Here is a 14,717-nt window from a genome sequence, read left to right on the forward strand (position 1 = left end):
CGATAAAAAACCATGACTACAGGCAGTGCTCTGTACATCCCGCCTTACAAGGCAGACGACCAGGATGTGGTTGTCGAACTCAATAACCGTTTTGGCCCTGACGCCTTCACCGCCCAGGCCACACGCACCGGTATGCCGGTGCTGTGGGTGGCGCGCGCCAAGCTCGTCGAAGTCCTGAGCTTCCTGCGCAACCTGCCCAAGCCGTACGTCATGCTTTATGACCTGCATGGCGTGGACGAGCGTCTGCGCACCAAGCGTCAAGGTTTGCCGAGCGGTGCCGATTTCACCGTGTTCTACCACTTGATGTCGCTGGAACGTAACAGCGACGTGATGATCAAGGTCGCGCTGTCCGAAAGCGACTTGAGCATCCCGACCGTCACCGGTATCTGGCCGAATGCCAGCTGGTACGAGCGCGAAGTTTGGGACATGTTCGGTATCGACTTCCCGGGCCACCCGCACCTGACGCGCATCATGATGCCGCCGACCTGGGAAGGTCACCCGCTGCGCAAGGACTTTCCTGCCCGCGCAACCGAATTCGACCCGTTCAGCCTCAACCTCGCCAAGCAGCAGCTTGAAGAAGAAGCTGCACGCTTCCGTCCGGAAGACTGGGGCATGAAACGCTCCGGCACCAACGAGGACTACATGTTCCTCAACCTGGGCCCGAACCACCCTTCGGCTCACGGTGCCTTCCGTATCATCCTGCAACTGGACGGCGAAGAAATCGTCGACTGTGTGCCGGACATCGGTTACCACCACCGTGGTGCCGAGAAGATGGCCGAGCGCCAGTCCTGGCACAGCTTCATCCCGTACACCGACCGTATCGACTACCTCGGCGGCGTGATGAACAACCTGCCGTACGTGCTGTCGGTCGAGAAGCTGGCCGGTATCAAGGTGCCGGACCGCGTCGACACCATCCGCATCATGATGGCCGAGTTCTTCCGCATCACCAGCCACCTGCTGTTCCTGGGTACCTATATCCAGGACGTTGGCGCCATGACCCCGGTGTTCTTCACCTTCACCGACCGTCAGCGCGCCTACAAGGTTATCGAAGCCATCACCGGTTTCCGCCTGCACCCGGCCTGGTACCGCATTGGCGGTGTGGCGCACGACCTGCCGAACGGCTGGGAGCGCCTGGTCAAGGAGTTCATCGACTGGATGCCCAAGCGTCTGGACGAGTACCAAAAGGCTGCGCTGGACAACAGCATCCTCAAGGGTCGTACCATCGGCGTCGCGCAGTACAACACCAAGGAAGCCCTGGAATGGGGCGTCACCGGTGCCGGCCTGCGTTCGACCGGCTGCGACTTCGACCTGCGTAAAGCACGGCCGTACTCGGGCTACGAGAACTTCGAGTTCGAAGTGCCGCTGGCCGCCAATGGCGATGCCTACGACCGGTGCATCGTGCGCGTTGAAGAAATGCGCCAGAGCCTGAAGATCATCGAGCAGTGCATGCGCAACATGCCGGCTGGCCCGTACAAGGCGGATCACCCGCTGACCACGCCGCCGCCGAAAGAGCGCACGCTGCAGCACATCGAAACCCTAATCACGCACTTCCTGCAAGTTTCGTGGGGCCCGGTGATGCCGGCCAACGAATCCTTCCAGATGATCGAAGCGACCAAGGGTATCAACAGTTATTACCTGACGAGCGATGGCGGCACCATGAGCTACCGCACCCGGATTCGTACCCCAAGCTTTGCCCACTTGCAGCAGATCCCTTCGGTGATCAAAGGCGAGATGGTCGCGGACTTGATTGCGTACCTGGGTAGTATCGATTTCGTTATGGCCGACGTGGACCGCTAAGCATGAACAGCACGCTTATCCAGACAGACCGTTTCACCTTGAGTGAAACCGAGCGCTCGGCCATCGAGCACGAGCTGCATCACTACGAAGACCCGCGCGCGGCGTCTATCGAAGCCTTGAAGATCGTCCAGAAGGAACGTGGCTGGGTGCCGGACGGCGCCCTCTACGCCATCGGCGAGATCCTCGGCATCCCTGCCAGCGACGTTGAAGGTGTGGCCACGTTCTACAGCCAGATCTTCCGCCAGCCGGTCGGCCGCCACATCATTCGCGTGTGCGACAGCATGGTCTGCTACATCGGTGGCCATGAATCAGTGGTCAGCGAAATCCAGAACAAGCTGGGCATTGGCCTCGGCCAAACCACTCCGGACGGCCGCTTCACGCTGCTGCCGGTGTGCTGCCTGGGCAACTGCGACAAGGCGCCGGCGTTGATGATCGACGACGACACATTCGGTGACGTGCAGCCTGCTGGCGTGACCCAATTGCTCGAGGGCTACCCATGACCCTTACATCTTTCGGCCCGGCCAACCTGATCAAGCGTTCGCCTGAAACCCACCCGCTGACCTGGCGCCTGCGTGACGACGGCGAGCCGGTATGGCTCGACGAGTACCAGGCCAAGAACGGTTACGCGGCGGCGCGCAAAGCCTTCGCCGACATGGCCCAGGACGATATCGTCCAGACCGTGAAAGACGCCGGCCTTAAAGGCCGCGGCGGTGCTGGCTTCCCCACTGGCGTTAAGTGGGGCCTGATGCCCAAAGACGAATCCATCAACATTCGCTACCTGCTGTGCAACGCGGATGAAATGGAGCCGAACACCTGGAAAGACCGCATGCTGATGGAGCAACTGCCCCATCTGCTGATCGAAGGCATGCTGATCAGTGCCCGTGCACTGAAAACCTACCGGGGCTATATCTTCCTGCGTGGCGAATACACCACCGCCGCCAAGCACCTCAACCGTGCCGTGGAAGAAGCCAAGGCTGCAGGCCTGCTGGGCAAGAACATCCTCGGCTCGGGTTTTGACTTCGAGCTGTTCGTGCACACCGGCGCCGGGCGTTACATCTGCGGTGAAGAAACCGCACTGATCAACTCCCTCGAAGGTCGTCGCGCCAACCCGCGCTCCAAGCCGCCCTTCCCTGCCGCCGTGGGCGTGTGGGGCAAGCCTACCTGCGTGAACAACGTTGAAACCCTGTGCAACGTGCCGGCGATCATCGCCGACGGCGTCGACTGGTACAAATCGTTGGCCCGCGAAGGCAGCGAAGACATGGGCACCAAGCTCATGGGCTTCTCCGGCAAGGTCAAGAACCCTGGCCTGTGGGAGCTGCCGTTCGGCGTCACCGCACGCGAGCTGTTCGAGGACTACGCCGGCGGCATGCGCGACGGCTACACCTTGAAAGCCTGGCAGCCAGGCGGCGCCGGTACCGGCTTCCTGCTCCCCGAGCACCTAGACGCACAAATGTATGCCGGCGGCATCGGCAAGGTCGGCACCCGTATGGGCACTGGCCTGGCGATGGCGGTGGACAACACCGTGAACATGGTTTCGTTGCTGCGCAACATGGAGCAGTTCTTTGCCCGTGAATCGTGCGGCTTCTGCACCCCGTGCCGTGACGGCTTGCCATGGAGCGTCAAGCTCTTGATGGCGATCGAGAACGGTGAGGGCCAGCCAGGCGACATCGAGACCCTGCTGGGTCTGGTCGGTTTCCTCGGCCCAGGCAAGACCTTCTGTGCTCACGCACCGGGCGCCGTGGAGCCATTGGGCAGCGCAATCAAATACTTCCGCTCGGAGTTCGAAGCCGGCATCGCGCCTGTCAGCGCCGCCGTCCCGCCTCTGGCAAGGCCGATCGTAGTCGGCGCGTAACGCTTTAAAGGCGAAGGGTCCGTGCCCTTCGCCTTCTCATGGGCTGACGCCGTAAAGGCTGTGTTGATGCCCATGAATAACAAGATTCCATTAGCCACGCCCGCTGACAACGGGCCAACGAAGAACTTTGAACCATGGCCACTATCCACGTAGACGGCAAAGCGCTCGAAGTCGATGGGGCAGACAACCTGTTACAGGCATGTCTCTCACTAGGCCTCGACATCCCGTATTTCTGCTGGCACCCCGCGCTTGGTAGCGTTGGTGCCTGTCGCCAGTGCGCGGTCAAGCAGTACACCGACGAGAACGACACCCGTGGTCGTATCGTCATGTCCTGCATGACCCCAGCCACCGACAACACCTGGATCTCCATCGAAGATGAAGAATCCAAGGCGTTCCGCGCCAGTGTCGTCGAATGGCTGATGACCAACCACCCGCATGACTGCCCGGTCTGTGAGGAAGGCGGTCACTGCCACCTGCAAGACATGACGGTGATGACCGGCCACAACGAGCGCCGTTATCGCTTCACCAAGCGCACCCACCAGAACCAGGACCTCGGCCCGTTCATTTCCCACGAAATGAACCGCTGCATTGCCTGCTACCGTTGCGTGCGTTTCTATAAAGACTACGCCGGCGGCACCGACCTGGGCGTCTTCGGCGCCCACGACAACGTGTACTTCGGTCGCGTTGAAGACGGCGTGCTCGAAAGCGAGTTCTCCGGCAACCTCACCGAGGTCTGCCCGACCGGTGTGTTCACCGACAAGACTCACTCCGAGCGCTACAACCGTAAGTGGGACATGCAGTTCTCGCCGAGCATCTGCCATGGCTGCTCCAGCGGTTGCAACATCTCCCCGGGCGAGCGCTACGGCGAACTGCGTCGCATCGAAAACCGCTTTAACGGTTCGGTCAACCAGTACTTCCTGTGCGACCGTGGCCGTTTCGGCTATGGCTACGTCAACCGCGAAGACCGCCCACGCCAGCCGCTGTTGGCCGGTGGCGCCAAGCTGAGCCTGGACGACGCGCTGGATAAAGCCGCCGACCTGCTGCGCGGCCGCAACATCGTCGGTATCGGTTCCCCGCGTGCCAGCCTCGAAAGCAACTACGCGTTGCGCGAGCTGGTGGGTGCCGAGCACTTCTACTCCGGTATCGAAGCCGGTGAGTTGGAGCGCATCCGCCTGGTCCTGCAAGTGCTGAACGACAGCCCGCTGCCAGTCCCGAACATGCGCGACATCGAAGACCACGATGCGATCTTCGTCCTCGGCGAAGACCTGACCCAGACTGCCGCGCGTATTGCGCTGTCGCTGCGTCAGTCGGTCAAAGGCAAGGCCGAAGACATGGCCGACGCCATGCGCGTACAGCCTTGGCTCGACGCCGCGGTGAAAAACATCGGCCAGCACGCGCTGAACCCGCTGTTTATCGCAAGCCTGGCTGAAACCAAGCTCGACGACATCGCCGAAGAATGCGTTCACGCAGCGCCGGACGACCTGGCCCGCATCGGTTTCGCCGTAGCCCACGCCCTCGACGCCAGCGCGCCTGCCGTCGAAGGCCTGGACGCTGAAGCCGCTGAACTGGCCCAGCGCATCGCCGACGCCCTGCTCGCGGCCAAGCGCCCATTGATCATTGCCGGCACCTCGTTGGGTTCCAAGGCACTGATTGAGGCTGCTGCGAATATCGCGAAGGCCTTGAAGCTGCGCGACAAGAACGGTTCCATCAGCCTGGTCGTGCCGGAAGCCAACAGCCTCGGCCTGGCCATGCTCGGTGGCGAGTCCCTGGACGCCGCCCTGCAAGCGGTGATCGACGGCAATGCCGACGCCATCGTGGTACTGGAAAACGACCTGTACACCCGCACCGATGCCGCGAAGGTTGACGCTGCACTGGACGCCGCCAAAGTACTGATCGTGGCCGACCACCAGAAGACCGCCACCAGCGAGCGTGCCGACCTGGTACTGCCAGCTGCCACCTTCGCCGAAGGCGACGGTACCCTGGTCAGCCAGGAAGGCCGCGCCCAGCGCTTCTTCCAGGTGTTCGATCCGAAGTACATGGACGCCAGCATCCTGGTTCACGAAGGCTGGCGCTGGTTGCATGCCCTGCGTGCGACCTTGCTGAACCAGCCGATCGACTGGACCCAGCTCGACCACGTGACCGCTGCTGCCGCCGCAAGCGCCCCGCAGCTGGCCCGTATCGTCGACGCTGCTCCGTCCGCCTCGTTCCGCATCAAGGGCATGAAACTCGCCCGTGAACCGCTGCGTTACTCCGGCCGTACGGCCATGCGCGCCGACATCAGCGTGCACGAGCCGCGTACCCCGCAAGACCCGGATACCGCGTTTGCCTTCTCCATGGAAGGTTACTCGGGCTCGGTCGAGCCACGTCAGCAGGTGCCATTTGCCTGGTCGCCGGGCTGGAACTCGCCGCAAGCCTGGAACAAGTTCCAGGACGAAGTCGGTGGTCACATCCGCGCTGGCGACCCAGGCACCCGCCTGATCGAAAGCACCGGTGACTCGCTGAACTGGTTCGCCGCCGTGCCGCGTCCATTCAACCCGGCCCAGGGCACCTGGCAGGTTGTGCCGTTCTTCCACCTGTTCGGCAGCGAAGAGACCTCTTCCAAAGCTGCGCCGGTGCAAAGTCGCATTCCTGAAGCCTACGTGTCCGTGGCCAAGTCCGAAGCCGATCGCCTGGGCGTCAACGACGGTGCCCTGCTCAGCCTGAACGTGGCTGGCCAGACCCTGCGTCTGCCGCTGCGTATCAATGATGAGTTGGGTGCTGGCCTGGTTGCACTGCCGAAAGGCCTTGCGGGTATTCCACCTGCGATCTTTGGCAAAACCGTTGACGGTCTGCAGGAGGCAGCGCAATGACCTGGTTCACCCCTGAAGTGATCGACGTGATCATCTCGGTCGTAAAGGCCATCGTGATCCTGTTGGCCGTGGTCGTTGCTGGCGCCCTGCTCAGCTTCGTCGAACGTCGCCTGCTGGGCTGGTGGCAGGACCGTTACGGTCCGAACCGCGTTGGCCCGTTCGGTATGTTCCAGATCGCCGCCGACATGCTGAAAATGTTCTTCAAGGAAGACTGGACCCCGCCGTTTGCCGACAAGGTGATCTTCACCCTGGCACCGGTCGTGGCCATGAGCGCCTTGCTGATCGCCTTCGCGATCATCCCGATCACCCCGACCTGGGGCGTGGCGGACCTGAACATCGGTTTGCTGTTCTTCTTCGCCATGGCCGGTTTGTCGGTCTATGCGGTGCTGTTCGCCGGTTGGTCGAGCAACAACAAGTTCGCCCTGTTGGGCAGCTTGCGGGCTTCGGCCCAGACCGTGTCCTACGAAGTGTTCATGGGCCTGGCGCTGATGGGCATCGTGGTGCAGGTCGGCTCGTTCAACATGCGCGACATCGTCGAGTACCAGGCGCAGAACCTGTGGTTCATCATTCCGCAGTTCTTTGGCTTCTGCACCTTCTTCATCGCTGGCGTCGCCGTGACTCACCGTCACCCGTTCGACCAGCCGGAAGCGGAACAGGAACTGGCTGACGGTTACCACATTGAATACGCCGGCATGAAATGGGGCATGTTCTTCGTTGGCGAATACATCGGCATCATCTTGATCTCGGCCCTGTTGGTCACGCTGTTCTTCGGCGGCTGGCACGGTCCGTTCGGCATCCTGCCGCAGTTGGCGTTCTTCTGGTTCTTCCTGAAGACCGCGTTCTTCATCATGTTGTTTATCCTGCTGCGCGCTTCCATTCCGCGTCCACGATACGACCAGGTGATGGATTTCAGCTGGCGCTTCTGCCTGCCGCTGACCCTGATCAATTTGCTGGTGACGGCTGCCGTTGTGTTGTTGAACACGCCAGCCGGCGCGGTTCAGTGAGGATTTGACCCATGTTCAAATATATTGGCGACATCGTTAAGGGTACCGGTACCCAGTTGCGAAGCCTGGTGATGGTGTTCGGTCACGGCTTTCGCAAACGCGACACCCTGCAATACCCGGAAGAAGCGGTGTACCTGCCGCCGCGCTATCGCGGCCGCATCGTACTGACCCGCGACCCCGATGGCGAAGAGCGTTGCGTAGCCTGCAACCTGTGCGCCGTGGCGTGCCCGGTGGGTTGCATCTCCCTGCAGAAAGCTGAAACCGAAGACGGTCGCTGGTACCCGGACTTCTTCCGCATCAACTTCTCGCGCTGCATTTTCTGTGGCCTCTGCGAGGAAGCTTGCCCGACCACCGCCATCCAGCTGACACCGGATTTCGAGATGGCCGAGTTCAAACGTCAGGACCTGGTGTACGAGAAAGAAGATCTGCTGATCTCTGGTCCCGGTAAAAACCCTGATTACAACTTCTATCGTGTTGCAGGTATGGCCGTTGCCGGTAAGCCGAAGGGCGCCGCACAAAACGAAGCCGAGCCGATCAACGTGAAGAGCTTGCTGCCTTAAGGAAGAAAGATGGAATTCGCTTTCTATTTCGCGTCCGGTATTGCAGTGGTGTCCACGCTTCGCGTGATCACCAACACCAATCCTGTGCACGCCCTGCTCTACCTGATCATTTCGTTGATCGCCGTGGCCATGACTTTTTTCAGCCTCGGCGCACCGTTCGCCGGTGTGCTGGAAGTGATCGCCTACGCCGGCGCCATCATGGTGCTGTTCGTGTTTGTGGTGATGATGCTCAACCTGGGGCCGGCCTCGGTCGCCCAGGAACGCGTCTGGCTCAAGCCCGGCATCTGGCTCGGCCCGGTCATCCTGACAGCCCTGCTGCTGGGTGAACTGCTGTATGTGCTGTTCGCTCACCAGAGCGGCCAGGCCATCGGCCACACCACCGTAGACGCGAAAGCCGTGGGCGTCAGCCTGTTCGGCCCGTACCTGCTGGTGGTCGAACTGGCTTCGATGCTGCTGCTCGCGGCAGCCATCACCGCCTTCCACTTGGGCCGCAACGAAGCCAAGGAGCAATGACGATGCCTGCTATCCCTTTGGAGCATGGTCTGGCGGTCGCCGGCATCCTGTTCTGCCTTGGCCTGGTCGGCCTGATGGTTCGCCGTAACATTCTGTTCGTGTTGATGAGCCTGGAAATCATGATGAACGCCGCCGCACTGGCGTTCGTTGTTGCAGGTAGCCGATGGGCGCAGCCGGATGGGCAAGTCATGTTCATCCTGGTGATCAGCCTGGCAGCCGCCGAGGCCAGTATTGGCCTGGCGATCCTGCTGCAACTGTATCGTCGCTTCCACACGCTTGATATCGACGCTGCCAGTGAGATGCGCGGATGAACATGATCTTTCTGACTTTCGTATTTCCCCTGATCGGTTTCCTGCTGCTGTCGTTCTCCCGTGGACGCTGGTCGGAAAACCTTTCTGCCTTGATCGGCGTGGGTTCCATTGGCTTGTCGGCGATCGTCGCCGCCTACGTCATCTGGCAATTCAACGTGGCGCCGCCGGAAGGCGGCCACTACACCCTGGTGCTGTGGCAATGGATGTCGGTGGACGGCTTCAAGCCCAACTTCGCCCTCTACGTCGACGGCCTGTCGATCACCATGCTCGGCGTGGTGGTGGGTGTAGGCTTCCTGATCCACCTGTTCGCGTCCTGGTACATGCGTGGTGAGGCCGGCTACTCGCGCTTCTTCTCGTACACCAACCTGTTTATCGCCAGCATGCTGTTCCTGGTACTCGGCGATAACCTGTTGTTCCTGTACTTCGGCTGGGAAGGCGTGGGCCTGTGCTCGTACCTGTTGATCGGTTTCTACTACAGCAACCGCAACAACGGTAACGCGGCACTCAAGGCCTTTATCGTCACCCGCATCGGCGACGTGTTCATGGCCATCGGCCTGTTCATCCTGTTCCAACAAGTGGGCACGCTGAACATCCAGGAACTGCTGGTGCTGGCACCGCAGAAATTCCAGGTTGGTGACTTCTGGATCACCCTGGCGACCCTGATGCTGCTGGGCGGCGCTGTGGGTAAATCCGCACAACTGCCGCTGCAAACCTGGCTGGCGGACGCGATGGCCGGTCCTACGCCGGTGTCGGCGCTGATCCACGCGGCAACCATGGTGACTGCGGGTGTCTACCTGATCGCGCGTACCCACGGCCTGTTCACCCTGGCGCCGGAAATCTTGCATCTTGTAGGACTGGTCGGTGGTGTGACCTTGGTTCTGGCGGGTTTTGCCGCGCTGGTACAGACCGACATCAAGCGTATCCTCGCCTACTCGACCATGAGCCAGATTGGCTACATGTTCCTGGCCCTGGGCGTTGGCGCCTGGGACGCGGCGATTTTCCACCTGATGACCCACGCCTTCTTCAAGGCCCTGCTGTTCCTTGCCTCCGGTGCAGTGATCGTTGCCTGCCACCACGAGCAGAACATCTTCAAGATGGGCGGCCTGTGGAAGAAACTGCCATTGGCCTACGCCAGCTTCATCGTCGGGGGTGCCGCCCTGGCCGCCCTGCCGTTGGTGACCGCAGGTTTCTACTCCAAGGACGAAATCCTCTGGGAAGCGTTCGCCAGCGGTAACCAGAACCTGCTGTATGCAGGCCTGGTCGGTGCGTTCATGACCTCGCTGTACACCTTCCGCCTGATCTTCATCACCTTCCACGGTGAAGCCAAGACCGAAGCGCACGCAGGCCACGGCATCTCCCACTGGTTGCCACTGTCGGTGCTGATCATCCTGTCGACCTTCATCGGCGCCATGATCACCCCGCCTCTGGCCGGTGTACTGCCGGAAAGCGCCGGGCATGCCGGTGGCGCCGCCAAGCACAGCCTGGAAATCGCCTCGGGCGCCATCGCCATCGCCGGTATCCTGCTGGCCGCGCTGCTGTTCCTCGGCAAGCGTCGCTTCGTGACGGCTGTGGCCAACAGTGGCATTGGTCGCTTCCTGTCAGCCTGGTGGTTCGCTGCGTGGGGCTTCGACTGGATCTACGACAAACTGTTCGTCAAGCCATACCTTGCTATCAGCCACCTTCTGCGCAAAGACCCGCTCGACCAGACCATCGGTTTGATCCCGCGCGCCGCCAAGGCCGGTCACACCGCCCTGAGCCGCAGCGAGACGGGCCAATTGCGTTGGTATGCCGCGTCCATGGCTGCCGGTGCGGTGCTGGTGATCGGTGCCATCGTGGTGGTGGCGGTATGACTATGAACATTGCGTACTTTGCGAACTTGCAAAAGGAAACGAGCCCGTCATGATTCTGCCCTGGCTAATCCTGATCCCCTTTATCGGCGGCCTGCTCTGCTGGATGGGTGAACGCTTCGGCGCCACCCTGCCCCGCTGGATTGCGTTGCTGACCATGTCCCTGGAACTCGCGCTCGGCCTCTGGCTGTGGGCGCACGGTGACTATTCATTCGCTCCGGCACCGGGTGTCGATCCAACCTTCGCGCTTGAATTCAAGCACGTGTGGATCCAGCGCTTCGGCATCAACGTGCACCTGGCCCTCGACGGCCTGTCGCTGTTGATGATTTTGCTGACCGGCTTGCTGGGTATCCTCTCGGTACTCTGCTCCTGGAAAGAAATTCAGCGTCACGTGGGCTTCTTCCACCTGAACCTGATGTGGATTTTGGGCGGCGTTGTCGGCGTGTTCCTGGCGCTGGACCTGTTCATGTTCTTCTTCTTCTGGGAAATGATGCTGGTGCCGATGTACTTCCTCATCGCGCTCTGGGGTCACAGTTCTTCGGACGGCAAGAAAACCCGGATCTACGCGGCGACCAAGTTCTTCATCTTCACCCAGGCTTCCGGCCTGATCATGTTGGTGGCGATCCTGGGTCTGGTACTGGTCAACTTCAACAACACTGGCGTGATTACCTTCAACTACGCCGACCTGTTGAAAACCAAGATGTCGCTGACCACCGAGTACATCCTGATGCTGGGCTTCTTCATCGCCTTCGCGGTGAAGCTGCCGGTGGTGCCGTTCCACTCCTGGTTGCCTGACGCTCACGCCCAGGCACCGACCGCAGGTTCCGTCGACCTCGCCGGTATCCTGCTTAAGACTGCTGCTTATGGCCTGCTGCGTTTCGCCCTGCCACTGTTCCCGAATGCCTCGGCCGAGTTCGCGCCGATCGCCATGACCCTGGGTCTGATCGGGATCTTCTACGGTGCGTTCCTGGCTTTTGCGCAAACCGACATCAAGCGTCTGATTGCCTTCTCGTCCGTTTCCCACATGGGTTTCGTACTGATCGGCATCTACTCCGGCAGCCAACTGGCGCTGCAAGGCGCGGTGATCCAGATGTTGGCCCACGGTGTTTCGGCCGCGGCACTGTTTATCCTCAGTGGTCAGCTGTACGAGCGCCTGCACACCCGTGACATGCGTGAAATGGGTGGCGTGTGGTCGCGCATCGCGTACCTGCCGGCCATCAGCCTGTTCTTCGCCGCCGCATCCCTGGGCTTGCCGGGCACCGGTAACTTCATCGGCGAGTTCCTGATCCTGATGGGTTCGTTCGTACACACGCCGTGGATCAGCGCCATTGCTACCTCGGGCCTGGTGTTTGGTTCGGTCTACTCGCTGATCATGATCCACCGCGCCTACTTCGGCCCGGCCAAGTCCGACACCGTCCTGCAAGGGATGGATGCTCGCGAACTGATCATGGTGCTCGGCCTTGCGGTGCTGCTGATCTACATCGGTGTGTACCCGCAACCGTTCCTGGACACTTCTGCCGCGACGATGCATGGCGTGCAGCAGTGGATCGGCACCGCCTTCTCTCAACTCGCTTCGGCCCGGTAAGAGCGCTATGGAATTCACGATCCAACACTTTATCGCGCTTGCGCCGCTGCTGATTACCAGCCTCACCGTTGTGGCGGTGATGCTGGCAATCGCCTGGCGCCGCAATCACTCGCAAACGTTCCTGCTGTCGTGTGCCGGTCTTAACCTGGCCCTGCTGTCGATCATCCCGGCACTCAAGGTCGCGCCATTGGCCGTGACCCCGCTGATGATGGTCGATGACTTCGCGCTGCTGTACATCGCGTTGATCCTCGTTGCCACCCTGGCCTGCGTCACCCTCGCCCACGCCTACCTCGGCGAAGGCGGCACCGGCTACCCCGGCAACAAGGAAGAGCTGTACCTGCTGATTCTGCTGGCTGCGGCCGGTGGCATCGTGCTGGTCAGCGCTCAGCACCTGGCCGGCTTGTTCATCGGCCTGGAACTGCTGTCGATCCCGACTTACGGCCTGGTGGCCTACGCCTTCTTCAACAAGCGCTCGCTGGAAGCCGGCATCAAGTACATGGTGCTGTCGGCGGCCGGTTCCGCGTTCCTGTTGTTCGGTATGGCGCTGCTCTACGCAGAGGCCGGCAACCTGAGCTTCACCGGTATCGGTCACGCCCTGGCGACCACCAACATGCCTGCACCGATTGCCCAACTGGGCCTGGCGATGATGCTGATCGGCCTGGCGTTCAAGCTGTCCCTGGTGCCGTTCCACTTGTGGACCCCGGACGTGTACGAAGGCGCCCCGGCGCCAGTGGCGGCGTTCCTGGCCACCGCGTCCAAGGTTGCCGTGTTTGCTGTGATGGTGCGTCTGTTCCAGATCTCGCCTGCGGCCAACACCGGCGTGCTGAGCACCGTGCTGACCGTGATCGCCATTGCGTCGATCCTGTTCGGTAACTTGCTGGCCCTGACCCAGAACAACCTCAAGCGTCTGCTCGGTTATTCCTCCATCGCGCACTTCGGCTACTTGCTGATCGCCCTGGTGGCGAGCAAAGGCCTGGCCGTGGAAGCCATGGGCGTGTACCTGGTCACCTACGTGATCACCAGCCTGGGCGCATTTGGCGTGATCACGTTGATGTCCTCGCCGTTCAAAGGTCGTGATGCCGACGCCCTGTACGAATATCGCGGCCTGTTCTGGCGCCGTCCGTACCTGACCGCCGTGCTTACCGTGATGATGCTGTCCCTGGCCGGTATCCCGCTGACCGCAGGCTTTATCGGCAAGTTCTACATCGTGGCTACCGGTGTTGAAGCCCATGAATGGTGGTTGGTTGCATCCTTGGTACTGGGCAGCGCCATCGGCGTGTTCTACTACCTGCGCGTGATGGTCACCCTGTACCTGATCGAGCCAAACCTGCGCCGTGTGGATGCCGAGTTGCACTGGGAACAGAAGGCAGGCGGCGTGATGCTGCTGGCCATCGCCCTGCTCGCGTTCTTCCTGGGCGTGTACCCACAACCGTTGCTCACCCTGGTGCAGCACGCGGTACTGGGCGTTTGATCGCTTAGCTTGATGCAGTAAACGAAACGGCGCCTTCGGGCGCCGTTTTGCGTTTCTGGACTTTCAATTCTTTTGCCCTCCCCTGTGCGCTGAAATTTCCTTCCTCCTCTACCTCTTTGTCTGGCATCTAGCCGCTGAACCTAGCCGTATGGTGATTGTGTTTTAGGAAAGTTCCCACAGCCAGGTCACTTGACCCCGGGCGCGTGGGCCACCACACTATACGCAGGCTACGTACAGAACATGGATGCTCTATTTATCGAGTTGCCGGCCTTTGAACGGCATCGCAGGGACTATCTGAGTGACGAGCTATTCCAAGGCTTTCAACAGGAGTTGATGAAGAATCCGCAAGCGGGCGACGTCATCGAGGGAACCGGCGGGTTGCGCAAGGTCCGTTTCGTCGATGAGCGACGCAACAAAGGCAAACGCGGAGGCTTGCGGGTCATTTACTACTGGTGGTCGGGCGGCACGCAGTTCTGGTTATTCACCCTGTACGGCAAACACGAACAGGATGACCTTACCCCCAATCACAAGAAAGCCTTAAAACACATGCTGGACAGGGAAATCAAAGCGAGAACACATCATGAAACGTGAAATCTTTTCCGAACTGGTCGAAGGCTTCGACGCCCTGGCCGAAGAACGCCAAGGCAAAGTCACCCTGCGGACCCACAAGGTCCATCTCAACAACCTGGCCCCCCTGAGCGCCGAAGAAGTGGTGGCCGTGCGCCAACAGCTCAACCTCTCGCGCTCGGTGTTCGCCATGTACCTGCGTACCAACGTGCGCACCCTGGAAAACTGGGAACAAGGCCGGGCCAAGCCCAACGCCCAGGCCACCACCTTGATTCGGCTGGTGGCGCGCTTTCCGGAAACCGTGGCGCAGCTCGCGGCCTTGGGTTGATGGACAAAGCCCCGACAGGTTCGGGGCTTTTTC

Annotated in this window: 13 protein-coding genes; all 13 read left to right on the forward strand. The window is 61.0% G+C overall.

All coding sequences use genetic code 11. The features are described from left to right. Nucleotides 1-12: 12 nt before the first annotated feature. The 13 genes from nuoC to HU759_RS18620 all read left to right on the forward strand — a co-directional run bounded on the left by nuoC (nucleotide 13) and on the right by HU759_RS18620 (nucleotide 14,684). The gene (gene nuoC, locus HU759_RS18560) at nucleotides 13-1,797 is read left to right on the forward strand and encodes an NADH-quinone oxidoreductase subunit C/D (protein ID WP_017137515.1); all 1,785 of its coding nucleotides are present in this window, start codon (nucleotides 13-15) and stop codon (nucleotides 1,795-1,797) included. A gap of 2 nt (nucleotides 1,798-1,799) precedes the next feature. After that, a complete protein-coding gene (nuoE, locus tag HU759_RS18565; protein ID WP_003174721.1) occupies nucleotides 1,800-2,297 on the forward strand; it encodes an NADH-quinone oxidoreductase subunit NuoE in 498 nt (165 codons plus the stop codon). Continuing rightward, entirely contained in the window at nucleotides 2,294-3,649 is a 1,356-nt protein-coding gene (gene nuoF / locus HU759_RS18570) for an NADH-quinone oxidoreductase subunit NuoF (protein ID WP_017137516.1), read from the forward strand. The genes nuoE and nuoF overlap by 4 nt, the downstream gene beginning before the upstream one ends. A 134-nt stretch (nucleotides 3,650-3,783) precedes the next feature. After that, nucleotides 3,784-6,498, forward strand: coding sequence for an NADH-quinone oxidoreductase subunit NuoG (gene nuoG, locus HU759_RS18575; protein ID WP_170040224.1), 2,715 nt, complete (start codon nucleotides 3,784-3,786; stop codon nucleotides 6,496-6,498). Continuing rightward, a complete protein-coding gene (gene nuoH / locus HU759_RS18580; RefSeq protein ID WP_017137518.1) occupies nucleotides 6,495-7,502 on the forward strand; it encodes an NADH-quinone oxidoreductase subunit NuoH in 1,008 nt (335 codons plus the stop codon). The genes nuoG and nuoH overlap by 4 nt, the downstream gene beginning before the upstream one ends. An 11-nt stretch (nucleotides 7,503-7,513) precedes the next feature. After that, nucleotides 7,514-8,062, forward strand: coding sequence for an NADH-quinone oxidoreductase subunit NuoI (gene nuoI / locus HU759_RS18585; RefSeq protein ID WP_003174725.1), 549 nt, complete (start codon nucleotides 7,514-7,516; stop codon nucleotides 8,060-8,062). A 9-nt stretch (nucleotides 8,063-8,071) separates the two neighbouring features. Then, entirely contained in the window at nucleotides 8,072-8,575 is a 504-nt protein-coding gene (nuoJ, locus tag HU759_RS18590) for an NADH-quinone oxidoreductase subunit J (protein WP_170040227.1), read from the forward strand. Nucleotides 8,576-8,577: 2 nt separating this feature from the next. Next, nucleotides 8,578-8,886 (forward strand): NADH-quinone oxidoreductase subunit NuoK, encoded by a 309-nt coding sequence (gene nuoK / locus HU759_RS18595; protein ID WP_017137520.1) that lies wholly within the window; start codon nucleotides 8,578-8,580, stop codon nucleotides 8,884-8,886. Beyond that, entirely contained in the window at nucleotides 8,883-10,736 is a 1,854-nt protein-coding gene (gene nuoL / locus HU759_RS18600; protein WP_138450408.1) for an NADH-quinone oxidoreductase subunit L, read from the forward strand. The genes nuoK and nuoL overlap by 4 nt, the downstream gene beginning before the upstream one ends. Before the next feature lie 49 nt (nucleotides 10,737-10,785). Beyond that, complete coding sequence (gene nuoM / locus HU759_RS18605; protein ID WP_017137522.1) at nucleotides 10,786-12,318, forward strand: NADH-quinone oxidoreductase subunit M; 1,533 nt, start codon at nucleotides 10,786-10,788, stop codon at nucleotides 12,316-12,318. Between the two features lie 7 nt (nucleotides 12,319-12,325). Continuing rightward, on the forward strand, nucleotides 12,326-13,789 hold the full coding sequence (gene nuoN, locus HU759_RS18610) for an NADH-quinone oxidoreductase subunit NuoN (protein ID WP_170040229.1): 1,464 nt from the start codon (nucleotides 12,326-12,328) through the stop codon (nucleotides 13,787-13,789). 240 nt (nucleotides 13,790-14,029) lie between these two features. After that, nucleotides 14,030-14,380, forward strand: coding sequence for a toxin (locus tag HU759_RS18615; RefSeq protein WP_026013737.1), 351 nt, complete (start codon nucleotides 14,030-14,032; stop codon nucleotides 14,378-14,380). Beyond that, on the forward strand, nucleotides 14,370-14,684 hold the full coding sequence (locus HU759_RS18620) for an XRE family transcriptional regulator (RefSeq protein WP_017137525.1): 315 nt from the start codon (nucleotides 14,370-14,372) through the stop codon (nucleotides 14,682-14,684). Before HU759_RS18615 ends, HU759_RS18620 begins: the two co-directional genes overlap by 11 nt. The last annotated feature ends 33 nt before the right edge of the window (nucleotides 14,685-14,717 follow it).

Source organism: Pseudomonas sp. OE 28.3 (genome assembly GCF_014268205.2).
Lineage (GTDB): Bacteria > Pseudomonadota > Gammaproteobacteria > Pseudomonadales > Pseudomonadaceae > Aquipseudomonas > Aquipseudomonas edaphica.